This is a genomic window from Halioxenophilus sp. WMMB6 (assembly GCF_033283405.1).
In the GTDB taxonomy this organism is placed as follows: Bacteria; Pseudomonadota; Gammaproteobacteria; order Pseudomonadales; family Cellvibrionaceae; genus Halioxenophilus.
Window position 1 is genome coordinate 59,570 of sequence record NZ_JAWMQR010000005.1, and the last position, 24,299, is coordinate 83,868.

Below are 24,299 nucleotides of genomic sequence, written 5' to 3' on the forward strand. Positions count from 1 at the left end.
CCTGGTTACAGCTGCACCGCTAGTGGTAACCGACGGCCTGGGGCGGGAACTTAAACTGACGGCGCCGGCTATGCGGCTGGTTAGTCTATCTCCCCATTTGACCGAAAACCTCTTTGTCATTGGCGCGGGTGGGCAGTTGCTGGGCGTCTCCCGCTACAGTGATTACCCGGAGGCGGCACAAGCGTTGCCGGTGGTGGGGGATTACCAGTCGCTCAATATTGAAGCCATTTTAGCGCTGCAGCCCGACCTGATTCTGGCCTGGGCCGATGGTGGGAATATCCCGGCCATTGAACAGCTGCAACGTTTCGGCATTGCGGTGTATTGGTCGCGGCCGACGACTCTGGCCAGTATCGCTGATGAGTTGCGCACGCTTGGGGGGTTAACCGCCCATGCCGACGAAGCCGAGCGGCAGGCCAAGCAATTTGAAACCACGCTGCAGAGCCTAACCCTATATTCCCAGCTCAGGCCGGTATCGGTTTTTTATCAGGTTTGGCAAACACCACTGCAGACGCTCAATCACAACACCCTGATCAACAGCGTGATTGAGTTGTGCGGCGGCGTTAATATTTATGCGCAACTGCCGGCGACGGTGGCGCAGGTGGCGGTGGAGTCGCTGCTGGCGCAAAATCCTGAGATGATTCTCGGCAGCCATCCCAGTGGTGAACAGCCGCACTGGCGCAGCTACTGGCAGCGTTGGCCGCAGTTGCATGCCGTGCAAGCGCAACACATTTTCTCAATCAACGCCGATTATCTATCCCGTCATACCCCCCGCATACTGTTCGGTGCCGAGCAGGTTTGCCAAGCCATCGACTCGGTGCGCTCGGCAACTTAGACAGAGGCAATCCACTAGTTCTGTTCGGGATAAAAACCGATTGCTCAGCGGTTAGCTCAAGCGCACCAAAATTTGTTGACTATGATTATCGAGTCGCAATCAGTAAAATCCGCCAGCGTGCGCGGTGAATACCGCGCTGCCCATTGAATTTAACGCTTAGGTGAACTCCGTGCAGAGGCCAACCCCTGGTGTATACCGCCACTACAAAGGGAATTTATACCTGGTATTGGATACCGTAAAACACAGTGAAAGCGAAGAGACCTTGGTGCTCTATCGCTGCATGTACGGTAACTATGATCTCTGGGTCAGGCCGTTAGCCAACTTTTTAACGCCGGTGGATGTTAACGGCGAACCGGTGCCGCGCTTTTTTTACGAGCGACCGGCAACGGTTGAGGAGTTGGCTGAGCTTGCGTTGTCATAACCTTCTGGCGCGATGATGGAGTCTCTATCGCCGATGATCTGGCTGTGCCCCCATTGCCGCTGCCCGCTGGAGTTGCAGGAGAGCCGCGCCGTCTGCTGCCACAATCACAGCTTCGATTTTGCCCGTGAAGGGTATCTCAATCTGTTGCCCGCCAATTTTAAACACTCCAAAGCGCCCGGTGATGACAAGTCGATGTTATCGGCCCGGCGCCAATTTCTGGCGGCCGGCTATTATCAGCCTTTGTCTGAGCAACTGGCCTCTGTGCAGGCAGAGTTGCTGACGAATTTTTCCAAGCGGCCAGTGCAAGCCTTAGATCTGGGTGGTGGTGATGGTTACTACTCCAGTTATCTGCAGGCGCAGGCGGGCGATACCGTGCAGTGGTACCTGTCTGATATTTCCAAAGAGGCGCTGCGTCTGGCGGGCAAGCGCTTTGCGCGTGGCCACTGTGTGGTGGCCAGTAGTTTTAATGTGCCGGTGATGGATGCCGGCTTGGATATAGTACTGCGTAACTTTGCTCCCTCCTCAGACGCTGAACTTAAGCGCCTGCTTTGCAAGCAGGGCTACCTGGTGGTAGTGGCTCCCGGCCCAGAGCATCTGCTTGAACTGCGGCAACTGATCTACAGCGAACCGAAGCGGCATCCATTTCCGGCGACGCCGGAGGGCGCCACCTTGGAACAGAATCATTGCCTGACCTATGCCATGTCGTTGGCGGAGCCAAGCCATAGAGATTGGCTGTTTGCCATGACGCCGATGGTCTGGAAGTCCTCCGCCGAACTGCGCCAGCAGTGGCTCGAGGCCGACAGCCAGGTGACTGCCGATTTCACTATTGCGATCTATAGGTTTCCCTCATGACCGAGAGCGATGAGTTTTTTATGCAGCAGGCACTGCAGCTCGCCCAGCAAGCTGCCGATGCCGGCGAGGTGCCAGTTGGTGCGGTGGTGGTGTGTGATGGCCAGGTGGTGGGCGAGGGGTGGAACCAGCCTATTACCGGCTGCGACCCAACCGCCCACGCGGAAATCGTCGCGCTGCGCCAGGCGGCCACGGCACTCGGTAATTACCGGCTGGTGGATTGCGATCTGTTTGTCACTCTGGAGCCGTGCACCATGTGCGCGGGTGCAATCATTCACAGCCGGGTGAAGCGGTTGATCTACGGTGCCCGTGAACCAAAAGCGGGCGTGGTGGATAGCAATCTGCAGCTGCTGCAGGCCCAGCACAGCAATCACCGTTTGCAGGTGGTGAGTGGCCTGTTGGCGGATCAATCGGCGGCGCTGCTCACCGACTTTTTTCAAAGTCGCAGAGCTGCCAAACGCGAGCTGAAGAACTCGTTAAAGGAAGGGTAAGTCCACCGAGGCGACTTCGTCGTTTTGAAAGGTGACGGGTCGTACATCCGAGTGTGGATCCTGACCGGAGGAGGCCACCGCGTGGTTGTTGAAGGTGTCGTGCCAGGCAATCACAGTATAGTAGCGCTGAATATTTTCCACATACTGCACTGGCTCCCAGCCGCGGGCATAACCGTGCTTGAGGTGACGGTAGTAGGCGCGCTTGGCCAGCAGCGGCAGGTTGGCTTTCACATCTTCCCAGGAGTCCGGGTTACCGCCCAGCCCCTCAGTCAGTTTACGGGCATCTTCCAGGTGGCCCATGCCGACGTTATAGGCTGCCAGGGCCAGCCAGAGACGATCATCGCCCTGAATTCGCGCTGGGATACGCTCGAAAATACTTTTGAAGTATTTGGCGCCGCCGAAGATGCTCTGCACCGGGTCCAGCCGATTGCTGATGCCCATCTCCTTGGCGGTGGTTTGGGTCAGCATCATTAAGCCGCGCACGCCGGTGTAGGAGCGGGCGCGATCGTTCCAATGTGACTCCTGATAACTAATCGCTGCCAGCAGCTCCCACTCCAGGTTATAGGTTTCGCCAGCCTGTTTCAGATAGTGCTCCCACTGGGGCAGGCGGCTCTCGATACGCTGGGCGATGGTCAGGGCGCCGCCCTGGTCGAGATCGAGCGGCAGTTGGTGGGCCGCAATCAGCTCCTCTAACTGGCCGTTGGCTTTTATCTCCTGCATAAAGGCCTGCGCCTTATTAAACAGGCTGTTATCCGGCGAGCGGGCGAAGGCCCAGGCCAGCTTCTGGCTACCGGAGAGCTCCATGGCGACCCCAGCGCGGGGGAAGATCTTTTCGGTGAGTGCAAAGGCGTTGGAGTCGGCGATGGTGTAGTCGATTTCGCCTTTATGGACCATCTCAATCAGATCGGTCATATCAGCTTCACTGTGCTCGGCCCAGCGCAGTTGTGGAATGCTAGCCTGCAGTTCGCGCAGTCGATTGGCGTGTGAGCTGCCGGCAATAACCATGATCTTTTTGCCCACCAAGTCTTCCAGGCTGGTCGGTTTGGCGGCTTGGCGGTTGTAGACCAGCAGCTCATTCACCTCCTGGTAGGGCTCGGTGAAGCGCAGGGTCTGTTGCCGTTCCTGAGTGATGGTGATGCCGGCGGCGCCAATATCGAATTGGTGATGGGTAACCTGGTCCATCAGGCGCGGCAGGCTGTCCTCTTCATGCAGCACCAACTCAACGCCCAGATAGGCCGCGAAGGCTTTAAGCAGGTCGTACTCCAGACCGGTGGTGCCGTTGCTACCTTCGTAATAGGTGGTGGGGCCGTTGCGGGAGACCGCGTTCAGTTGGCCTGAGGTGTAGACCGATTCCAACTCGGTGGGAACATGGCTGCCAATCAACGGGGTGCACAAACCCAGGACGACACCAGTGAGCAGTGTCGCCTTGAGGAGCTGGTAAACAGCGCTTTGTACTTTCTTATACCCGTTCATTTTAATGACTGCCGTGCACCTAATTGAAACCTATAAAAACGGCCCTGAACAAAATTTGTGCGAATTTTATCTTCGTAAGACGAGATGCACTAGATTGAAAAACAATTAAATTTATGGTAGGTGAGTAATTTTCCGTCCTGTAAAACGGTACTTAAAAGTCGAAAATCGATAATTTTTTGGAATCAAGGCAGTGGTTGCTAACCCTTAAGTCCTTGTCTCGTCCGGCTTTTTTGTCTCTGTTTATTAGATGGACAGAATCTTCAAATTGGAGGCGTAATTCCGCTGCTAAAAGCCAAAGGTTTGGTCAAAAAAGCAAAATGGTCTAAAAATTTCATCCCTCGCCCCATTTTTTCGGGGCTTTGAGGTTATCCGCGCAAGGGTGTTGGCAATCTTTACCAAACTTTATTGCGCATTCCTGGCCATCTCTGTGCTTGGTGATAGGCGGTTATCTCATTCAGAGAGGCCGCACCAGCCCGTTTTCAAGGGGGGCGATGGCCGTGGTTGAGTGGTAGTGGGGGCAACAAATTGCTTCACGCCAGGGTGCCAGCCTCTGTCAATTCAAGTACAATTGCGCCCCGATTTGAGCCCGGCACCATGCGGGCACTTCAGACCTGCCGGCAGTTGGTCAACGACTTGTACCCTGCCCAGACGCTAGTTGGACTAGTACCACTAGCCCAAACCCCTCAGCCGAATCAGTGGCTTGTTAGAAAATAGAGGCGAGAATTCTGTATGTTGATCCTGCGCGGAGCCCAGGCGCTTTCTGCATTTCGAAGTGAAAAACTATTGGCAACCCTGCAAGGTATCGACGCGGGCATCACCGGCATCAGTAGCCAATACATTCACTTTGTGGAGTTGCAAAGCGGTACCGCCCTCACTGATGACGAGCACCAGGTGTTGGAAGCGCTGCTGACCTACGGCCCGGCCAGCGAGGCGGTGTTGGTGTCGGACAACATGTTTCTGGCCGTACCACGAGTGGGCACTATCTCTCCCTGGTCGTCCAAGGCGACCGATATCTGCCAACGGGTGGGGCTGGCGCAGATTGAGCGTCTTGAGCGCGGCATTGCCTTCTATATAAAAGGTGAGGTGAGCGACGCCAATGCCGTCGCCAAGGCTCTGCACGACCCCATGGTCGAGACCGTGTTCCGCCATCTGGATGATTGTGCGGCGCTGTTTCAACACAACTCGCCAGCACCACAGCGCTCGGTGGATGTCTTGGCCGGCGGCCGGGCGGCGCTCGCCAGCGCCAACAGTGAGCTGGGGCTGGCGCTGGCAGAAGATGAGATTGACTACCTGGTGGACGCCTTTAGCGAGCTCAACCGCAACCCGGTGGATGTGGAGCTGATGATGTTTGCCCAGGCCAACTCCGAGCACTGCCGCCACAAGATCTTCAATGCCAGTTGGACCATTAACGATCAGGAACAGCCGCACAGCCTGTTCGGCATGATCAAAAATACCTACCAGTGCGGTGGTGACAACGTACTTTCGGCCTACGCCGACAACGCCGCGGTGATTACCGGCAGCCAGGCCGGGCGCTTCTATCCCGACCCAATCAACCACACCTATTCTGTCAATGTGGAAGACATCCACATACTGATGAAGGTGGAGACCCACAACCACCCGACCGCCATTGCCCCTTTCCCCGGTGCTGGTACCGGTGCCGGTGGCGAGATTCGCGACGAGGGGGCCGTGGGCCGCGGTTCCAAACCGAAAGTGGGGCTCACCGGTTTTACCGTATCGCAGTTGCAGATCCCCGGTTTTGAACAGCCCTGGGAAAACCACTACGGCAAGCCCGGGCGCATTGTCTCCGCCCTGGATATCATGCTCGAGGGGCCAATTGGTGGTGCCGCTTTTAATAACGAATTTGGCCGGCCCAACATCTGCGGTTACTTCCGCAGCTTTGAAGCTGACTTCGACGGCGAGCGCCGTGGCTACCACAAGCCGATCATGATTGCCGGCGGTTACGGCAATATCAAAGGCGAGCATATTGAACAGCGCCCCTACGCCCCCGGTTGCAAATTGATTGTACTGGGTGGCCCGGCTATGTTGATCGGCCTGGGCGGTGGTGCCGCCTCTTCTATGAGTTCTGGCGACTCCAGCGAAGACCTCGACTTCGCCTCGGTACAGCGGCAGAACCCGGAGATCGAACGTCGGGCTCAGGAGGTGATCGACCGCTGCTGGCAGATGGGCGAGAAGAACCCCATCGCCTTTATCCACGACGTGGGCGCCGGCGGCCTCTCCAACGCCTTCCCGGAGCTTGCCAAAGATGGTGGTTGCGGGGCGGTGTTTGAGCTGCGCCAAGTGCCCAACGACGAGCCGGGTATGAGTCCCCTGGAGATCTGGTGCAACGAATCCCAAGAGCGCTATGTGATGGCCGTGCGGCCCGAAGATTTAGCGGTATTTGAGTCGATTTGTGAGCGTGAGCGCGCGCCCTACGCCATCGTGGGTGAAGCTATCAGCGAGCACAAACTGGTGGTCAACGATCGCCACTTCGACGCCTGCCCGGTCGATCTGCCCATGTCGGTTCTGTTTGGCAAACCCCCCAAAATGCACCGCAGTGCCTATCGCCACACCGGTGTCACCCAGGGTTTCGACTACAGTGAAATCGACCTCAACGAGGCGGCCGAGCGGGTATTGAAGCACCCCACCGTGGCCAGTAAGAACTTCCTGGTCACCATTGGCGACCGCTCGGTGACCGGCCAGGTTACCCGCGATCAGATGGTGGGCCCCTGGCAGGTGCCGGTAGCGGATTGCGCGGTGACAGTGGCCGCCTACGACACCTATCGCGGTGAAGCCATGGCCATGGGTGAGCGCACGCCGCTGGCGTTGATCAACGCTCCGGCCTCGGGCCGCATGGCCATTGCTGAGTCCATCACCAACATCGCTGCAGCGCGGATTAATGCCTTAAGAGATGTAAAGCTCTCGGCCAACTGGATGTGTGCCGCCGGCCACAAGGGTGAAGACGAGAAGCTTTACCGCACCGTCGAAGCCGTCGGCCTGGAGCTCTGCCCAGAGCTCGGCATTACCATTCCGGTCGGTAAGGACTCCATGTCCATGCGCACCGCCTGGGATGATGAGGGTGAAGAGAAGGCGGTTACCGCGCCGCTGTCGCTGATTATCTCGGCCTTTGCGCCGGTGCTGGATGCCCGTAAAACGGTAACCCCGCAGTTGCGTTTTGATCGCGGCGAGACGGAGCTGCTGTTTATTGATATTGCCGCCGGCCAGGCGCGCCTGGGTGGCAGTATTCTGGCTCAGGTTTATAGCCAGTTAGGTGATGAGGTACCCGACCTCGACCACCCTGAGCTGTTGAAAGGCTTTTTCCAGGCGATGCAGGAGTGCCTGGAGGCGGACGACATTATCGCCTACCACGATCGCGCCGACGGCGGCCTGTTCGCCACTCTGGTGGAGATGGCCTTTGCCGGCCACACCGGTGTCGATATCGATCTCACTCTACTGGGCGGTCACAGCCTGGCGCTGCTGTTCAGCGAGGAGTTGGGCGCGGTGATTCAGGTGGCCAGCGAGCGGGTGGCCGGGGTGCGTGAGCGTTTTGAAAGCGCCGGCGTGGTGGTGCACTGCATCGGCCGGCTCAACAAAGACGATGTGGTGCGCATCAGCAAAGATAGTGTCATTCTGTTTGAGCAGAGTGAGTCCTATCTGCAGCAGCTGTGGAGCGAAACCAGTTATCGCATTCAATCCCTGCGCGACAACCCCATCTGCGCCCGGCAGGAGTTCAACCGCATTCTGGGCCGCAACGATGGCCTCAGTGCCAGCCTCACCTTCGATCCCAACGAGGATATCAGCGCGCCTTTCATCAATACCGGCGTTAAACCGCGGGTGGCGATATTGCGTGAGCAGGGGGTCAATGGCCACGTGGAGATGGCAGCGGCCTTCCACCGCGCCGGTTTTGAGTGTGTCGACGTCCATATGAGCGATATTCTGAGCGGCCGGGTGCAGCTGCAAAACTTCAAAGGGATGGCTGCCTGCGGTGGTTTCTCCTATGGCGATGTGTTGGGTGCCGGCGAAGGCTGGGCCAAAACCATTCTGTTTAACAGCCAGGCGCGGGACCAGTTTGCCCAGTTCTTCCAGCGCACCGACAGCTTTAGCCTGGGTGTCTGTAACGGTTGCCAGATGATGAGTAATCTGAAGAGCCTGATTCCCGGCAGTGACCACTGGCCGCGCTTTGTGCGCAACCTCTCCGAGCAGTTCGAAGCGCGTACCAGCCTGGTGAAAATCGAGCAGTCACCCTCGGTGCTGCTGACCGGCATGGCCGGCTCACACATGCCGGTGGCGGTGGCGCACGGCGAGGGGCGGGCGGAGTTTCGCGACGCCGCCCATTTGCAAGCCTGCGACACTTCTGGCACGGTGGCACTGCGTTACGTCGATAACGGCATAGAGGTGACACACAACTACCCGGCCAACCCCAACGGTTCGCCCAACGGCATAACCTGTGTCACCAGCATCGATGGTCGTGCCACGATCATGATGCCGCACCCGGAGCGGGTGTTCCGTACGGTGTGCAACTCCTGGCATCCCGATCACTGGGGTGAAGATGGTCCCTGGTTGCGCATGTTCCGCAATGCCCGCGTGTTTGTGGGTTGATGGGTTGGGGCCCAATTTCGCGCCGCCGAGAGCGGCATAAATGCACCAAAAAATGAGTTTTATTTATGTCTGATAAATTCACCACCACAGAAGCCCGGGCCAGCTACGGTATCGGTCGTCAATTGGGTGATCAATTGGCCAATAAGCCGTTCACCACCTTTGAACTCGAAGCTGCCATCGCTGGATTTATCGATGGTGCCAAAGATGAGCCCCTGCAGGTGAGCGCGGAAGATATCAACGCCGCTTTCAAAATTATTCAGGAGCAGATGCAGGCTGAGAAGAGCGCCGAAGCGGCCAAATTGGGTGCAGCCGGTGCGGAATTCCTGGCGGATAACGCCGGCAAAGAGGGTGTTGTGGTGCTGGACTCCGGCCTGCAGTACAAGGTTCTGGTTGAGGGTTCCGGCCCGCGTCCAAGCAAAGAGTCCACTGTGCGTACCCACTACCACGGTACCTTGATCGACGGCACTATTTTCGACAGCTCGGTCGATCGCGGTATTCCTGCTGAATTCCCGGTGGGCGGCGTGATTGCCGGCTGGACCGAAGCCCTGCAACTGATGCCTACCGGCTCCAAATGGCGTCTGTTTATCCCCTACAACCTGGCTTATGGTGAGCGTGGTGCGGGTGGCAAGATCGGCCCCTACAGCACCCTCATCTTTGACGTGGAATTGATTGAAATTCTGGGTTGATCGTAGGTACTGAACGCCATGGCAAAATCCCCACCGATAGCCCCAACGGAAGAGTCCCAAATTTGGGATCTGATCGACCAGCTGATTGAAACCGCCAATAACGCCTCTGACCAGGGGCTCGATGCCGGTGCCGTGCACCAGGCGATGATGTACGCCTGTGCCCGTTATGGCGCCTTTATTGTCGCTTCAGCCAGTGAGACGGTGGAGGATTTTGTGCAGGACCGCGATGACGCCAAGCGTTTTTATCTGGATCAGTTTCGACGCCTGCTGCTCGAAAACTTCGATGAGTATCAGGAGAATTTTGGCAATTATCTGGATGGTTAAGCGCGACGCGCTGATTCTGCCGGCTTGCTTATTTTGCTGGTGAGCGCTCTGTAATGGCCTGGTGGCGACCGCTGCTAGGCCATTTTTAGTATCTGGACGGTGGGGTCGTTGAGAACATCGGCCAGGGTGTACTTCTTCAAAAAGCGGAGGTACTCCTGCTGCGCCTGCCACAAAACGGGCTTCAGGGTACAGGCACTGTTGATAGTGCACAGTGGCGATTCGCAATTGATGGGGCTGAGGGTCTGCTCCATTTTCATGATCACATCGGCCACACCGATCTGGTAGGGCTCCTGTGCCAGGCGCACCCCCCCTTTCTTACCGCGCACCGACTCCACCCAACCGAGATTGACCAACTTGTTAACCACTTTCATCAGGTGACTTTTGGAGAGCTCGAAGGTGTCCGCAATCGTCTGGATATTTGACAGCTGATCCCGGTTGGATGCCAGGTAAATCAGTGTGCGGAATGCGTAGTCGGTGTGTTTGGTGAGCTGCATATTGATTTCGAAGGGCTGGAGGAGGCGTCATTCTGTCGCAGTGCCGACCAGGCTGGCAAGCGTTGATTCACTTTGTTGTGGAGAGTTGCCGGGCCAGTTGGTTTGCGATTATTTGTCCTGTCAAGCGCTTTCCCGCGCTATAAGTCTCTCTCCTCCCCGGGGGCCGTAGTCTAAGCGTGGGGGTGGCTTGGCCGGTAGCGCGCTGGCTTAAGCGTGCGCTGGTGTAAGGCGATAGTCTCTTAAAAGCAGATTCGTTTAAGGGGGCAGGGCCTGATGCTTGGCTTTCAGGCCCCGGCTGGCATTAACGTTTTCGGCTAAACGGAGTGAAGCCATCGCCCAGCCTCTCTTCGGAGGCGTCGCTTTTCTCTTTTTGGGGTGCCGGGCTTTTGGCTGCCGTGTTTTTAGGTGCCGGGCCAAAGCGCTTGGGTCGACCCTTGTTGAGCTGGTCGCGTTGGCGCTGTTTGACTTTGGGTTTGCTGGTGTCGCTGTCGGCTTTGGTTGTGCGTTTCTTGCCGGCCACCTTACCAGAGGCTTTGGTCTTCTCCGGCCCCTTGTATTTGGCTTCCAGACCGGCGATTTTACGCTGGCGAAAGCCCGCTCCCAAGGTGAGTTCCACCCTGGCTTTGTTGTTCCAGTCTGGCGCTGCAATAAGGGTGATACTGGTACCGGCCTGGCCGGCGCGCCCGGTGCGACCGGCGCGGTGGATGTAATCTTCCGGCTTGCGCGCCATGTCGAAGTGGATCACGGCATCCAGCCCGGTGATATCCAGGCCGCGCGCGGCGACATCGGTGGCCACCAGGACATCGACCTTACGATGACGGAAGGCTTTAAGGATCTGTGTGCGCTGGTCTTGGGTCATGTCGCCGTGCAGGCAACCGGCGTTGTAACCGTAGTAGGCAAGTACACCGCGCAGGCGATTGCTTTCCGATTTGGTGTTGGTAAAGATCAGCACCTTGCGAAATTCGCCGGATTTTAAGATCTTATCGACCACCTTCTGTTTGTGTTTGGCATCGTCGGTGAGCACATACTCGTGGTTGACCTCAGCGGCCACCTGCTCGCCCTCACCGGCGCTCAGGCTGACTGGCTCACGCAGCAGCTGTTTGGCGATCTGGGCGACCTTGGCGTGTTTGAGGGTGGCCGAGAAGAGTAGCGTCTGGCGGCTGCTGTTGATCACCTTGGCCACCGCCTCGATATCCTCGCTGAAGCCCATGTCGAGCATGCGGTCGGCCTCGTCCAATACCCAGAATTCGACGTCGTTCAGATCGGTGGAGTTGCGCCGCAGGTGGTCATTCAGGCGGCCGGGGGTGGCGACGATAATCTCCGGGTTTTTTCGAAGCCAAGCCGCCTGTGCCTTAAATTCGGCGCCACCGGTGAGGGTGACGTACTGCAGATGGGTGTGTTTGGCCAGCTGCTGCAGTTGCTGGCCAATCTGTTCGGTCAGCTCCCGGGTGGGTACCAAAATCAGAGCGCGGCAGCCGCTTTTGGGGGCGGGTTTCTGCAGGAACAGCTCGCTGATGGGTGCCAGAAACGCCAGGGTTTTACCGCTGCCCGTGGCGGCGCTGGCGATCACATCCTTACCTTGCAGTATCTCGGGAATAGCCTGTTCCTGAATGGCGGTTGGCTGCTCGATGCCGAGGTTGCCAAGGGCTTGTAGCAGCTTTTCACCCAGGCCCAGGGTTTGGAAGGATGTGGCGGATTCAGACAAGTGCTTCTCCAGTGGAATGGTGTCGTCAGTGAGGTGATGGGGGATTCTAGCAGTTGCTGGCCGATTCGCAGAGTATTGATCCACCGGCCAGCCCGCGCCTGGCCTGATGGCCGGTGCGGTGCCGATTATCCGTGGTGCCGTCAGGTGGCGATAATCACCCGCAGGCCATCGAGGCGTACCTGGGACTGGCTCAGGTAGTGGCTGGCCTGCTGATTCTGCTCGCGCAGATAGTCGATCTCTTCGCTGCGAATGTTGGGGTTCACCTTGGCCAGCGCTTGCAGCCGTTCGAGCTCCTCCTGCTGTTCGCTCTGCAGGCGGCCTTTGGCGTTTTGCAGCAGGGTTAATGCCTGTTTTTCGGCCTGCGCTTTGGCAGCGTGCAGGCGCTGTTCGAACTCGCCTTTCAGGTGTTTGACGATATCTGCCGCTGGCTTCTTGGCGATACCTTTGGCCAGTTGTGTGAGTTGGTGACCGGCAATAACCCCGGCCAGGTTTTTCTGGTTCTGGTCGAGCAGCAGACGGATGGGGGTGAGCGGCAAAAAGCGGTTAAGCTGATGCGCTTTGGGTGCCGGGCAGTGCAGTACGTAAACTGCCTCCAGCAGCCAGGTGCCAGCCTTTATTGGTGGCAGCTTCAGGCTGCAGAGGCTGCAGTTGCCGTGCTCGCCGCTGGCGATCATATCCAGGGTGGCGGTTACCATGGGGTGCTCCCAGGTTAGAAACGCCAACTCCTCCCGGCCGAGGGCCTTTTCCCGGTTAAAACAGACGCTCAGCCCCTCTTCGGGCAGCTCCGGGAAGGGGCTGTGCATCGCCTCGGAGGGGTGCAGAATCCAGCTCTGATCGCTATGGTCCTGATGATCGACACCAAACTGGTCAAAGGCCATCAGCATGTACTCTTGCAAAGCCTCTTCGGCGGAGGCGCTGCGAATTTCAGCAATGGTCGCCGCGGCGCTGTCGCGGTTGCAGGAGTTGAGCTCCAGCAGGCGGTCGCGCCCCTGTTGCAGCTGGGACAGTAGCGCGGCGGCGGCTGTCTGGGTTTGTTGAATCAGATCAGCCAACGCAGTGCTATCAGCGGGGGCTGCCAGACAGCTGGCCAGCGGTGCGGCAAACTGCTCACGGATATTGGCGCCGATGGGGCAGGTCTGCTCAAAGGCGTTGAGGCCTTGGTGGTACCACTGCAGCAGCACTGCCTGGCTGGTCTGTTCGAAGTAGGGGGCGTGCAACAACACATTCTGCTGCTGGCCGATGCGGTCGAGGCGGCCAATGCGCTGCTCGAGCAGATCCGGATTGGCTGGCAGGTCAAACAGCACCAGGTGGTGGGCAAACTGGAAGTTACGGCCCTCACTGCCGATTTCCGAGCAGACCAGTATCTGGGCGCCACTCTCCTGATCGGCAAAATAGGCGGCACTGCGATCCCGCTCCAGCAGGCTCATCCCTTCGTGGAAGACGCTCGCCCGTACCCCCTGGCGTAATGTCAGATAGCTCTCCAGTGCCAAGGCGGTATTGGCATTGGCGGTGATCAGTAACACCTTCTCCCGGCGTAGCTCTTTCAGAAGCGCCAGCAGCCAGCTGATCCGGCTATCCACCTCCAGCCAGCTGTCATCGGTGCTGGTCTGTTCCGGGTAGAGCGACGTCGCCTGCCAGTCGGAGGGCAGCGGCAGTGGGTAGGTGTGCAGTTGTCGTTTGGGGAAGCCACTGACGCTGGCGCGCGTGTTGCGAAACAGCACGCGGCCGGTGCCGTGGCGATCGAGCAGCTGGCGTACCTTGGCCACTATCAACTCGCTGGGTGCTTCGGCTTGCTTAAGGGCGGCCAGTAGCTCCTGCACCGCACGCTCGCCCAGGTAGCTGGCCAGCGCTTGCTGCAGGCTTGATTCCTGTTGTAGTTGAGCAGGGCCGCTGTCGGCCAGCAGGGTTTGGATCAGATCGTTAATCGGCTGGTATTGCGCCTCTTCCGCGCGGAATGCCTCCAGGCTGTGGTAGCGGCTTGGGTCGAGCAGGCGCAATCGGGCAAAGTGACTCTCCAGCCCCAGCTGCTCGGGGGTTGCGGTCAATAGCAGCAGGCCCCGAGCGAGTTGTGCCAGGGCCTCAATGGCCAGGTACTCGGCGCTGGGTTGTTGTTCGGTCCATTGCAGGTGGTGGGCTTCATCGACGCAGAGCAGGTCCCACTGGCAGGTCAGCGCTTGGGCCAGCGCCGACTCATCCTGAACAAACAGGCTGATGGGGCAGAGCAGCAGCTGCGCCGAGTCAAATGGGTTGAGTTCACTACTGGCGGACTCTTCTCGTAGTCGCTCGGCGTTCATCACGGTGAAGCGCAGGTTAAAGCGGCGCAGCATCTCCACCAGCCACTGGTGCACCAGGCTGTCGGGCACGGCGATCAACACCCGCTCGGCGCGATGGTTGTGCAGCTGGTGGTGAATGACCAGGCCCGCTTCGATGGTTTTCCCCAAACCCACTTCGTCGGCCAGCAGTACCCGGGGGGCAAAGCGGTTGGCCACTTCATTGGCGATATAGAGCTGATGGCTGAGCAGGTCGACGCGGGGGCCGATCAGGCCGCCGGCACCGGAGGCCTGCAGGCGGTGAATCTGTTCCAGGGTTTGCAGGCGCAGCTGGAATTGCTGGGGTTTATCGATATTTCCTGCCAGCAGCCGCTCCAGGGGCCCACTGAAGTGGACAAAGGGGTTCAGCTCCACTTCGCTTAAAGGACGGCTCTCACCTTCGCTGTTGCTCACCAGGTAGACGAGGTGGCCCTGGTCAATCACTTCGGCAATCAGCCAGGCGGTGTCGTCGAGGTCGTAGACAGTGTCGCCAATGTCGTAGCGAACTCGGGTGAGTGGGGCGTTGTTATCGGCGTAGGTGCGCTGTTCACCACAGGCGGGGAAGGAGAGGGAGACTCTGCGGTCCCGGGTATCGATGACAACACCTAAACCGAGCTCTTTTTCAGCGCTGCTGATCCAGCGCTGACCAATAACAAACATTTCCACCGACAAGTTGCACTCCCAAATTGGTGGCTGATGGTTCAGCCGAGGCGGGCAAAGGTTGGCGATAATAGGTATTTCGCCACCGCTTGTCACCCTCACTGGTTGGCGGGCCGGCGCTTATTGTTTTGCCAGCTTATCGAGTATTATTTTTGCCTATACTAAATATATACCATTAGGGTAGATTAGAACGCTATTGACCCTGTTGCCCTGCGCAGCTGATCAAGCTTGCTTTTGTTAGCCGGTTGTTGATTTATCAGGAGTGGCCCTTGTCTTCTTCCCGAGTGCTAGAGTCGATAACGACATCCCCTTTTGCCATTCACCCGCTCTCCTCTGGCCAGCGCCCGGAGACCGCGCGTGAACATATCGCCCGCAGCCTGCCGGAGCTGGCGCAACTGGAACGGCTGCTGGCCAAGGCGCCGGATGGGGTGAACAGCCGTATTGAGGCCTCTGTCGCGCTCAGCGACGAGCTGCACCTGCCAATCTACTCCATCAGCCTGGGCACCCGCGACCCCCACGCACCGTTGTTGCTGTTAAGTGCCGGTTTACACGGTATAGAACGTATTGGTTCCGAGGTTTTGCTCGGTTTCCTGGCCGGCTTGTTTGAGCGTATGCAGTGGGATCAGGCCATAACCACGTTGTTGGAAAAACTGCATATTGTGGTGCTGCCCATTGTTAACCCGGGCGGTATGCTGTTGCGCACCCGGGCCAACCCCAACGGTATCGATCTAAACCGTAACGCCCCTATTGATGTGGAGCCGGGCCAGCACAAACGCATCTTCTGGCCGACTGGTGGCCAGCGTTTGGGGGCCTTTCTCCCCTGGTATCGGGGCCGCAAAAGTAGCCCTATGGAGTTGGAAAACCGTGTTCTGCAGGCCGTGGTGAGGCGTGCGGTGAGTGGCCGGCCGGTGGCCATCTCGCTAGATATTCACTCCGGTTTCGGCTGCCGGGATCGAATCTGGATCCCATACGCCTACCGGCGGCGGCCAATTGCCTGTCTGCCGGAGATGAAAGCGCTGGCGGATCTCTGGGCGGGCAGTAATCCTCATCACAACTATCAGTTTGAGCCGCAGTCAAACCACTATCTGGCCCACGGTGATGTTTGGGACTACCTGCACAATCAGCTCGAACAGGAACTGCTGTTTCTGCCATTGACCTTGGAGCTGGGTTCTTGGAACTGGCTGCGTAAGCGCCCACGGCAACTTTTCAACCGGTTGGGTCTGTTCCACCCCTTAGTTCCTCATCGTCTAAAACGAGCCGTACGCGACCATCAGTCGCTGCTACAATTTTTAATGAGTGCCGTGGCCAGTTGTGAGGCGTGGCTGCCGGCAACCGATGATCGGGAATCGCTGCGCGAAGCGGCGATTGAGCTTTGGTATCAGGAATAAACGACGCACATGACTTGGGTATGGTTGCGGGGTTTAGCGCGAGAAGCCGGGCACTGGGGCGGCCTGCCAAGGCTGGCCGAGCAGGCAACCGGTGAGCGGGTGGTGTGCATTGATCTGCCAGGAACGGGGGCTAAATTCGAACAGGAATCGCCGTTGCGTATGTCTAAACTGGTGGCCGCGCTCAAGCAGGAAACCAGCGATCTCGGTGATATAAAGCTGTTGGCCGTGTCGCTGGGTGGCTTGGTTGGCCTGCACTGGGCTGCGGCAGATCCGCGTATCCATCAGCTGTTTTTGATCAACAGTAGCTCAAAGCTCAACTTCTTCTTTCAGCGCTTGAGATTAGCGCCTGCCTGGCAGTTGCTCTCAACCCTGACCTCCAAGCGCAGCGTGGAGGAGCGCGAACGGGAAATTCTCGCCATTGTCAGCAATGATCCGGAGCGGGCACGGCAGGTGTTGAGCCTGTGGACGGAGATAGCCCGGCGCCGACCGGTGAGTGCCCGTCAGGTTATGCGCCAGCTGTTGTTGGCCGCCACTGCAGGCTTGCCTAAACCGGAACGGCTCAGCCACTGCCAAATTCAGATCCTGGCCAGCCAGGCAGATCGTCTGGTGGCGTGCAAATGCAGCCAAAGATTATCGGACTATTTCAACTGTTCTCTGGTGGTCCACCCTCGTGCCGGTCACGACCTGCCGCTTGATGCCCCCGACTGGCTATTGCGCAAAATAGCCGCCCCCTCCATTAAAGATGCGAAGAGTCGTGCCGGGCTGCTCGGCTCCGGCAACTGAAGCCATCTAACCGTTATTTGTTGATTTCGACCACTTTTTTATTCAACAAATTTAATGGTTCTGTTTGCTGTTAAATTAGCAATTGTGTAGTGTTGGTTGCCGGGCCAAGTAGACGGAGGGTTAATACTGGCAGTGCCTGCTCTCATTTTACTTGTGTAAATATGCTTGACAAATTGGCGGTATTTTAAAACCTGTCTCATTTTTGGGGCTGTGAATTAACTCGATATGAATTAATTGGCACTGTTAGTGCTTTCTTATTTATAGAAACTGGCCATTGCTGCGCCTAATAAATTTATGGCTGAGACTGTTTTGAGTTTCAGCTGGCAAGATTGTAGTTCTGGTATCTGGTTGATTGTTTATCTCAAGGGGGGAGATATGAGCAGTTCGACTGAGGGTTCTTTGCCTGTTGCGTTGGTGACTGGTGCTGCCTCGGGTATTGGCTTGGGTATTGCCCAGAGTTTGGCGGGTAAAGGCTACCGAGTATTGGTTTCAGACATCAATATTGAAGCCGCCCAGATTGCCGCTGAGGGAATTATCGCAGCGGGTGGGGTGGCGGAAGCGTGTCAGTTAAATGTGACCAATCAGGCCGAGATAGAAGCGGCCATCAAGCAGGCTGGTAAGGTGGATGTACTGGTGAATAATGCCGGTATGCAGCACGTGGCCAAGTTGGAGGAGTTTCCTGTTGATCGCTGGAAACTATTGCTCGACATCCTGCTCACTGGCCCCGCCATGCTCACCCGAGAAGTGCTGCCGGCTATGAAATCAAGCAATTACGGTCGCATTATTAATGTGGGCTCCATTCACGGCATGATCGCTTCGCCTTTTAAAAGCGCTTATGTGGCGGCCAAACATGGGCTTATTGGTTTTTCCAAGGTGATTGCTTTGGAGGTGGCCGAGTTCGATATCACCATCAACACGCTTTGCCCGGCCTATGTTAAAACTCCTTTAGTTGATAAACAGATTGCGGCCACCGCCAAGGAGCACGGCATCACTGAAGAAGAGGTGGTCAATAACATTATGCTTGGCCCCATGCCGAAAAAGTCGTTTATCAGTGTTGAAGAGATGTGCGGCGCTGTGGACTACCTCTTGTCGCCGGTAGCCAGAAATATGACCGCACAAACCATTGTTCTGGATGGTGCCTGGACGGCGCGTTAATTCCATCGCCACTTTTGCGAAAACCCGAGGGTTGTAACTATGAAAGTCCATATCGAAGTCGATCTCTCACCACAGGAAGCCCGCGAGCTTATGGGCCTTGATGGCGTCGATCAAATGCAGCGGCTTTTTCTTAAGGCGATCAGCGGTGAAGTGGGCAAGGAGGGTTACCCAATGATGGATTTCTTTCAGGCCTTCGTGAAGCAGGGGCAGGATGCTCTGGAAAGCTATCGCAAGGCGATGGAGGCCCCTACAAAAAATAAAAGCAGTGGTGGCTCTGAGCATTAACGTGCTCTGGCACTGTGCCGATAACCGGCTGGGTGTCATGTGCATGCAAACTGTTTCCAGTTAAATCACCAAGCGTTGGTTTCGAGTGTGGTTTGTAGTTTCTGGCGGTAGATCCAGGTGGTGCGTCACTGGTCGTTGAGCCTGGTCAACAGTAAATCGGCCAGCGTTCAGTTATGGCACTGGCTGGATGGAAAGTCTGAAGGTTAGATTTTTCAAAAGATAGATAAAGAACGGTTGTTTCAACTTTGGTTAAAAGTGTTTCCGGGTGCACTGTTAACACCTGGCGAACACTTGCAAGAGACTGGGAGAGGGTGGATGGAGCAAGGCGATCAAAAGGAGATACTTCGTTATATCGATAAATACCGGGGTATGTTCAACGAATTGTCTCACGAAATCATGATGCGTTTTTTGGCCGGTGGTAAAGCGGATATTAACCCACTGACCAACGCCGATAAGGTAATGGGTGTACTTTCGCGAGGCGTGAAAGTGGACCCGAGCAAATTAATGCAGGAGCAGATGCGTTTTCTTGAGTCGCAAATGAGCCTGTGGCAGAGCACTGCCAAAGCGTTGATGGAATCGAACAAGCCGGAAACGGTGGTCGAGGCCGAGCGCAGTGACAAACGATTTAAAGATGAGCAGTGGGATACCAACCCCATGTTCAACTATTTCAAACAGGCCTATCTGCTCAATTCCCGAATGATGCAGAATTTTGTTGACTCCCTTGAGTTTGAGGATCAGAAAACGGCCGAGCAGGTGAAGTTTTTTGCCCGCCAATATATTAACTCGCTTTCGCCTTCCAACTATGTGTTCACCAACCCAGAGGTGTGCCGGGATATTCTCGATACTGAGGGCGAATGCCTGGCCCGCGGCATGGACAACTTTCTGCGCGACCTGGAAAACAGTCCGCTGGAGGCTTTTAAAATTGGCCAGGTGAACGTCGATGCTTTTGAAGTGGGTAAAGATCTGGCGATTACGCCGGGCAAGGTGGTTTATCAGAACCGTATGTTCCAGTTGATTCAGTATCAGCCCACCACTGAGCAAGTCTACAAAAAGCCGCTGCTGATTGTGGCGCCGTTTATTAATAAGTTTTATATCCTCGACCTGGATCAGCAGAAATCGATGATTCGCTGGCTGACTAGTCAGGGTTACAGCGTGTTTTTAATGTCCTGGGTTAACCCGGATGAGAGCTACCGCGATGTCACCTTTGATGCTTACGTGGTGGATGGTGTGCTTAAAGCCCTGGATGTCACCTCTGAAATCAGCCAGTCAAAATCGGTCAACGCCCTGGGCTACTGCATTGGTGGTACGGTGTTGGGCATTGCCGCAGCCGTCTTGAAGAAGCAGGGTAGCCGCCGTCTGCACTCAATGACACTGCTAACAACGCTGTTTGAATTCTCCGAAGCGGGCGAAGCAGGTAACTATATCTCGGATCAAACCTACCCCTTGGTTGAGCAGAGTGCGCAAACCAAAGGCTATTTTGATGGCCGTATTCTCGCCTACTGCTTCAGTATGTTGCGTGAGAACAGCCTGTTCTGGTCCTATTTCGTGGATAACTACCTTAAAGGCAAGGATCCGATGCCGTTTGATATCCTTTACTGGAACAGCGACTCAACCAATATCCCAGCCAAGGCGTTCCTCTATTACCTACGCAAAACTTACATGGACAACCAGCTTAAAGAGCCGGGTGGCGTCGTAATTGACGGTGTCGAGGTGGATCTCTCCCTGATCGATATTCCTTCATACAGTTTGGCTACCTCGAATGATCATATTGTTATTTGGCAAGCGGCTTACGAGAGTGTGCAGCTGCTGAAGAATTCCAACGCCCGATTCGTGCTGGCGGGCTCTGGTCATGTGGCAGGCGTGGTCAACCCGCCGGAAACAGGCAAATATCCACATTGGGTTAATAAGAAGCTAGATGACAGCCCGGAGCAGTGGCTGGCAAACGCCACCCAGGTGGATGGCTCCTGGTGGACTGATTGGAACGCATGGCTGGCGCCTTTGTCCGGTGCCAAGAAAGCAGCACCGAGTGAGTTGGGCAATAGCGACTACCCGCCTATTGAGGATGCCCCTGGTAGTTATGTGAAAGTGCGCTTGGAGAAGATCACTGAAACCGAAAAAACCAGTGAATCATCCGCGCATGGCTAAGCGCTTACCGCACTTATTACCAGCGCCGAAGGAGCTCGGATGATACCCCTAAGGCGTTGGTGGATGCGGCCGATTCTTCTATTCACAGTAAATATCGCTATACTGGCCTATTGAAGGGTCGATGCGAGAATTTACGTGATTATTATTAAAAAATATCCCAATCGTCGGTTGTACGACACCTCCAAGAGTCAGTACATCAACCTGGAGTACATCAAATCCCTGGTTATGTCACATCAGGAGTTCAAAATTGTCGACTCCAAAACGGAAGATGATCTCACCAAGAGTATTCTGCTTCAGATTATCACGGAGCAGGAGACCAACGATCAGCAATCAGTACTCACCAACCAGGTGCTCAAGCAGCTGATTCGCTTCTACGATACCGATATGCAGGTTTTCCTGCGCATGTACCTTGAGCAGAGCATGGCCAACTTCCTCGATCAGCAGGAAGCGATGCAAAGTGTGATGCGCAATATCATCGACAAATCCCCCATTGGCATTTTTGGTCAAATGGTCGAGAAGAATATGGATTTTTGGCGTTCTGTGGCCAATACCGAGGGCGGTAAAAGCCCCAAGGAATAATCCTTTTTCCCGTTATGTGAATTTCATCTACACTTATTGCTGCAAAGCAGCAATAAGTGTTTGACCTATTTCTCTGGGCCTCCTATTATCCGTTCTGTAGTTTATTGTGCATTGCAGCATTAATCCTAGGAGATGAACCATGTTTGATAAGTTTGTAGAGCAGGCGCAAAGCGCTTCTAAACCTTTTAGTGAATTTATGAGCCTCAATGCTGAGACCATGGAAAAGATTGCTGAGAAGCAAACTTCTCTGTTCACCGGCGTGATGAACGACAGCATTGAATACGCCAAGGATTTGGCAGCCCAGAAAGATTTGGCCGGTATCTACGAGACCCAGAAATCTTTCGCTGAGGGCCTACAGGAGAAGATGGTCTCTTCTGCTAAAGAAACTTACGCACTCCTGACCGACACTTCTGAAAAGGTTTCTGAGCTTTTTAATGGAGCCTTTTCCGAAATAAAAAAGTTTGAAGCGGTGGTAACACCGCAAGCTCCGAAGGCGAAAGCCAAAGCTCCTGCTAAAGCAAAAGCTCCAGCCGCTGTTAAAGCTGCTGAAGAGTAACAAGGCTGGGGCGGCCGCCTCTGGAACGGCCTAATAACTGATCTTGTAGACAGTTTTATCAGCTTGTTGTAGCGCTTGTAGTCTATAGCCCAGCTCTGCTGGGCTTTTTTTATCGTGGTTGTTGCTGGGTGGGCGGAATTTTGCCATTACCCCTATACGTTAGCAGCGGCTGGTGAGGTCGGGGTGCAGTCTGCCGAAAACCCAGTAGCGAATCGCCTGAAAGTCTCCCATTTCCCTACACAATGGTGCCGTCAAAAGGTGCCAGACCCTCAATGGTGGCGTGGAGTTTATCTCCCGGCTGCAGTGCTCCAACTCCTGCGGGTGTGCCGGTGAAAATAAGATCTCCTGGGGCCAACTCAAAGTAGGAGGATAGATGGCTGATGATCTCGGCGGTTGACCAGATCATCTGGTTGATATCGCCCCGCTGGCGGGGTTCACCATTTACCTTCAGTTCAATGGCTGCGCTACCTGGGTGGCCGCAGTCGTGATGCTCGGTGATTGGGCCAATCAGTGCGGAGTGGTCAAAGGCTTTGGCGACACACCATGGTCGGGCTTTGGCTTTGGCCTCGGTTTGAAGGTCGCGACGAGTCAAGTCCAGGCCGACGGCGTAGCCAAAGACGTGGGTCAGAGCGCTTTCGACGGATATATTTTTGCCGCCGCGCTCGATGGCAACCACCATCTCTACCTCATGGTGAAGATCCATGGTTTTGGGTGGGTAATTGATAGTTTGGTTGGTGCCAACGACAGCGTCAGCTGGCTTGGTGAAAAAGAATGGGGCCTCCCGCGATGGGTCGGCGCCCATCTCCCGGGCATGGTCGGCATAGTTCCTACCAACACAATAGATGCGGTGAACCGGAAAGCGGCATTCACAATCGACGACCGCCAGAGTGGTCGGTTCGCAGGCGGGGAAGACGGTTGCCATGATTAAGCCTCCATTACAGTCAGCGGTGGATGGTGGGCCGCTAATTCGTGCGCAAAGGCCTTTTCTAACACTGAATCATCACGGCAACGCTTGGTGCTTTCCAGAAATTGGTCGGCTTCTGGATAGTAAACCCGAAGATAGGCTAACCACTGTTTCACCCGATTGCCAAGATATTTCACCGGGTAATGGTGTTTGGTGGATTGGTGATATTGGTGCAGAAGCTGGCACGTCTGATACCAGCTCATAGGCTGGTGAATCTTGCCTTGGGCGTAACTTTTGATGGCCAGGGCCAGATCTGGCCGGGCAAGGATGCCGCGGCCCAGCATGACATCCGGAACCAGACTCATCTCCCGGCAGCGCTGCCAATCCTCTGGTGACCACACCTCGCCGTTGGCCACTAGTGCGAGTTGCGTATTGGCGCGTATCTCGGCGATTAGGTGCCAATAGGCGGGTGGTCGATAACCATCGGTTTTACTACGGGCATGGATAACCAGCTCCTCAGCACCGCCGTTTTCAACCGCTCTGGCGGCTGCCAGATAGGCGTTACGAGATTCGTAGCCCAAACGGATTTTGGCCGAAAGAGAGACGCTCTCTGGCAGAGCGCTGCGCACGGCATAGACTATCTTTTCGATAAGTGGTGGGTCATTCAAAAGCTTTGCCCCGCCGCAGTGGTTATTGACGGTTTTCGCGGGACAGCCAAAGTTGAGGTCGATGGCGGTAGCCCCTAGTTCTGCTGCCTTAAGGGCATTGGCCGCCAAGGCTTGGGGGTTGCTGCCCAGTAGCTGCACTTTTACTGGTGTGCCACTGGTGGTTACGGCGCCCTGGGCAAGCTCTGGGCAGAGGCGCAGGAATACTTTTGGCGGCAGGCAGTGGTCGGTGACGCGTATGAATTCGGTTACACAGCCGTCGAGCCCGCCCAAGCGGGTTAATAGATCGCGCAGGTGATGGTCCACCACCCCCTGCATTGGCGCCAGTATAAGTCTCATGATTGTTTTGCTATCGCCCCGGGTTAGTTCACCCGGCCAGGGGTAGTGGTCGGGCTGCTCTGTAGTTAGGCGCGAATTTTACTACAAAGCCTGTTTTGAGGCGCCAGCCAATTGCCGGAAACTTACCGTTAAATGGCTGAAATGTTTGATAAATTTCGGTTACACTGGGCAGCTTTGTTATGTAGTTTAATTACCTGTTTGCCTACAAGGCAGTTACTGGTAACAATGCCAAACCCGCTTGAGATGTGGATAACTTATTGTAATTCTGCGTTTTTTTCTGGAGTGGGGCGAAACTTGCAGTGCGGTAGTACGGCTCTTGGCCGGCCACCGGATTGAACTGCAGCCGCAGTATGGCGATTGGAAACAAGGACCGAATGCCAATGAAAGAATCTCTTATTTTGCAAGGGCTGGACCTATTAACTTACGGTATGGGTACCGTCTTCGTATTCTTGACTGTGCTGGTGATTGCGACCGGTTGGATGTCGGCCATCATCAGCCGCTTATTCCCTGAACCGACTTTACCGGCGACTCCTGCCAAACCTTCTGCCATGAGCCAGACTCAGGCGATAGACCCCAAAGTAGTGAAAATTATCCAGGCTGCCCTAGAGAAGCACCGTAATCGCGACTGATTTATTGCCTTTGTAACCATTCGTATCGAGC

General features: G+C 55.9%; 21 protein-coding genes. 15 read left to right on the forward strand and 6 right to left on the reverse strand.

What is annotated here, in order from left to right:
* Positions 1-70: 70 nt before the first annotated feature.
* The 4 genes from SBL51_RS13495 to tadA all read left to right on the forward strand — a co-directional run bounded on the left by SBL51_RS13495 (position 71) and on the right by tadA (position 2,593).
* A complete protein-coding gene (locus tag SBL51_RS13495; protein ID WP_317931507.1) occupies positions 71-832 on the forward strand; it encodes a cobalamin-binding protein in 762 nt (253 codons plus the stop codon).
* Between the two features lie 169 nt (positions 833-1,001).
* Positions 1,002-1,253, forward strand: coding sequence for a DUF1653 domain-containing protein (locus SBL51_RS13500; protein ID WP_317931508.1), 252 nt, complete (start codon positions 1,002-1,004; stop codon positions 1,251-1,253).
* A 33-nt stretch (positions 1,254-1,286) separates the two neighbouring features.
* Entirely contained in the window at positions 1,287-2,105 is an 819-nt protein-coding gene (locus tag SBL51_RS13505; RefSeq protein WP_317931509.1) for a putative RNA methyltransferase, read from the forward strand.
* Positions 2,102-2,593: a tRNA adenosine(34) deaminase TadA gene (tadA, locus tag SBL51_RS13510; protein WP_317931511.1), complete on the forward strand. Its 492-nt coding sequence runs from the start codon at positions 2,102-2,104 to the stop codon at positions 2,591-2,593. Before SBL51_RS13505 ends, tadA begins: the two co-directional genes overlap by 4 nt.
* On the opposite strand, the gene mltF is transcribed toward tadA, so the two are convergent.
* Positions 2,579-4,066: a membrane-bound lytic murein transglycosylase MltF gene (gene mltF / locus SBL51_RS13515; RefSeq protein WP_317931513.1), complete on the reverse strand. Its 1,488-nt coding sequence runs from the start codon at positions 4,064-4,066 to the stop codon at positions 2,579-2,581. The two genes, tadA and mltF, sit on opposite strands and share 15 nt — an antisense overlap.
* Before the next feature lie 729 nt (positions 4,067-4,795).
* Here mltF and purL point away from each other — a divergent pair.
* The 3 genes from purL (at position 4,796) to SBL51_RS13530 (ending at position 9,672) form a co-directional block, all read left to right on the forward strand.
* The gene (gene purL / locus SBL51_RS13520) at positions 4,796-8,662 is read left to right on the forward strand and encodes a phosphoribosylformylglycinamidine synthase (protein WP_317931515.1); all 3,867 of its coding nucleotides are present in this window, start codon (positions 4,796-4,798) and stop codon (positions 8,660-8,662) included.
* Positions 8,663-8,727: 65 nt separating this feature from the next.
* The gene (locus tag SBL51_RS13525; RefSeq protein ID WP_317931517.1) at positions 8,728-9,348 is read left to right on the forward strand and encodes an FKBP-type peptidyl-prolyl cis-trans isomerase; all 621 of its coding nucleotides are present in this window, start codon (positions 8,728-8,730) and stop codon (positions 9,346-9,348) included.
* Between the two features lie 18 nt (positions 9,349-9,366).
* Positions 9,367-9,672 (forward strand): DUF3144 domain-containing protein, encoded by a 306-nt coding sequence (locus tag SBL51_RS13530; RefSeq protein ID WP_317931518.1) that lies wholly within the window; start codon positions 9,367-9,369, stop codon positions 9,670-9,672.
* A gap of 74 nt (positions 9,673-9,746) precedes the next feature.
* On the opposite strand, the gene SBL51_RS13535 is transcribed toward SBL51_RS13530, so the two are convergent.
* The 3 genes from SBL51_RS13535 to rapA all read right to left on the reverse strand — a co-directional run bounded on the left by SBL51_RS13535 (position 9,747) and on the right by rapA (position 14,846).
* Positions 9,747-10,166 carry an Rrf2 family transcriptional regulator gene (locus SBL51_RS13535; RefSeq protein ID WP_317931519.1) on the reverse strand — a complete coding sequence of 140 codons (420 nt, stop codon included), beginning with the start codon at positions 10,164-10,166 and terminating at the stop codon, positions 9,747-9,749.
* A 301-nt stretch (positions 10,167-10,467) separates the two neighbouring features.
* Positions 10,468-11,871, reverse strand: coding sequence for a DEAD/DEAH box helicase (locus SBL51_RS13540; RefSeq protein WP_317931520.1), 1,404 nt, complete (start codon positions 11,869-11,871; stop codon positions 10,468-10,470).
* Positions 11,872-12,011: 140 nt separating this feature from the next.
* Positions 12,012-14,846: an RNA polymerase-associated protein RapA gene (gene rapA / locus SBL51_RS13545; protein WP_317931771.1), complete on the reverse strand. Its 2,835-nt coding sequence runs from the start codon at positions 14,844-14,846 to the stop codon at positions 12,012-12,014.
* Positions 14,847-15,109: 263 nt separating this feature from the next.
* On the opposite strand from rapA, the gene SBL51_RS13550 reads away from it, so the two are divergent.
* From SBL51_RS13550 to SBL51_RS13580, 7 genes are all read left to right on the forward strand, one after another.
* Complete coding sequence (locus SBL51_RS13550; RefSeq protein ID WP_317931521.1) at positions 15,110-16,228, forward strand: DUF2817 domain-containing protein; 1,119 nt, start codon at positions 15,110-15,112, stop codon at positions 16,226-16,228.
* Between the two features lie 9 nt (positions 16,229-16,237).
* The gene (locus SBL51_RS13555) at positions 16,238-17,011 is read left to right on the forward strand and encodes an alpha/beta hydrolase (RefSeq protein ID WP_317931522.1); all 774 of its coding nucleotides are present in this window, start codon (positions 16,238-16,240) and stop codon (positions 17,009-17,011) included.
* A 375-nt stretch (positions 17,012-17,386) separates the two neighbouring features.
* Positions 17,387-18,166 carry a 3-hydroxybutyrate dehydrogenase gene (locus tag SBL51_RS13560; protein ID WP_317931523.1) on the forward strand — a complete coding sequence of 260 codons (780 nt, stop codon included), beginning with the start codon at positions 17,387-17,389 and terminating at the stop codon, positions 18,164-18,166.
* Positions 18,167-18,205: 39 nt separating this feature from the next.
* Entirely contained in the window at positions 18,206-18,451 is a 246-nt protein-coding gene (locus SBL51_RS13565) for a hypothetical protein (protein WP_317931524.1), read from the forward strand.
* Between the two features lie 315 nt (positions 18,452-18,766).
* Complete coding sequence (locus tag SBL51_RS13570; RefSeq protein ID WP_317931525.1) at positions 18,767-20,596, forward strand: class I poly(R)-hydroxyalkanoic acid synthase; 1,830 nt, start codon at positions 18,767-18,769, stop codon at positions 20,594-20,596.
* Positions 20,597-20,731: 135 nt separating this feature from the next.
* Positions 20,732-21,175 (forward strand): polyhydroxyalkanoate synthesis repressor PhaR, encoded by a 444-nt coding sequence (gene phaR / locus SBL51_RS13575; protein ID WP_317931526.1) that lies wholly within the window; start codon positions 20,732-20,734, stop codon positions 21,173-21,175.
* Between the two features lie 139 nt (positions 21,176-21,314).
* Entirely contained in the window at positions 21,315-21,731 is a 417-nt protein-coding gene (locus SBL51_RS13580) for a TIGR01841 family phasin (RefSeq protein ID WP_317931527.1), read from the forward strand.
* A 235-nt stretch (positions 21,732-21,966) separates the two neighbouring features.
* On the opposite strand, the gene SBL51_RS13585 is transcribed toward SBL51_RS13580, so the two are convergent.
* Both SBL51_RS13585 and SBL51_RS13590 read right to left on the reverse strand, forming a co-directional pair.
* Entirely contained in the window at positions 21,967-22,653 is a 687-nt protein-coding gene (locus SBL51_RS13585; RefSeq protein ID WP_317931528.1) for a fumarylacetoacetate hydrolase family protein, read from the reverse strand.
* 2 nt (positions 22,654-22,655) lie between these two features.
* Complete coding sequence (locus SBL51_RS13590) at positions 22,656-23,639, reverse strand: tRNA dihydrouridine synthase (protein ID WP_317931530.1); 984 nt, start codon at positions 23,637-23,639, stop codon at positions 22,656-22,658.
* Between the two features lie 380 nt (positions 23,640-24,019).
* Here SBL51_RS13590 and SBL51_RS13595 point away from each other — a divergent pair, with 380 nt between their 5' ends.
* Positions 24,020-24,268 (forward strand): OadG family protein, encoded by a 249-nt coding sequence (locus SBL51_RS13595; RefSeq protein WP_317931531.1) that lies wholly within the window; start codon positions 24,020-24,022, stop codon positions 24,266-24,268.
* The last annotated feature ends 31 nt before the right edge of the window (positions 24,269-24,299 follow it).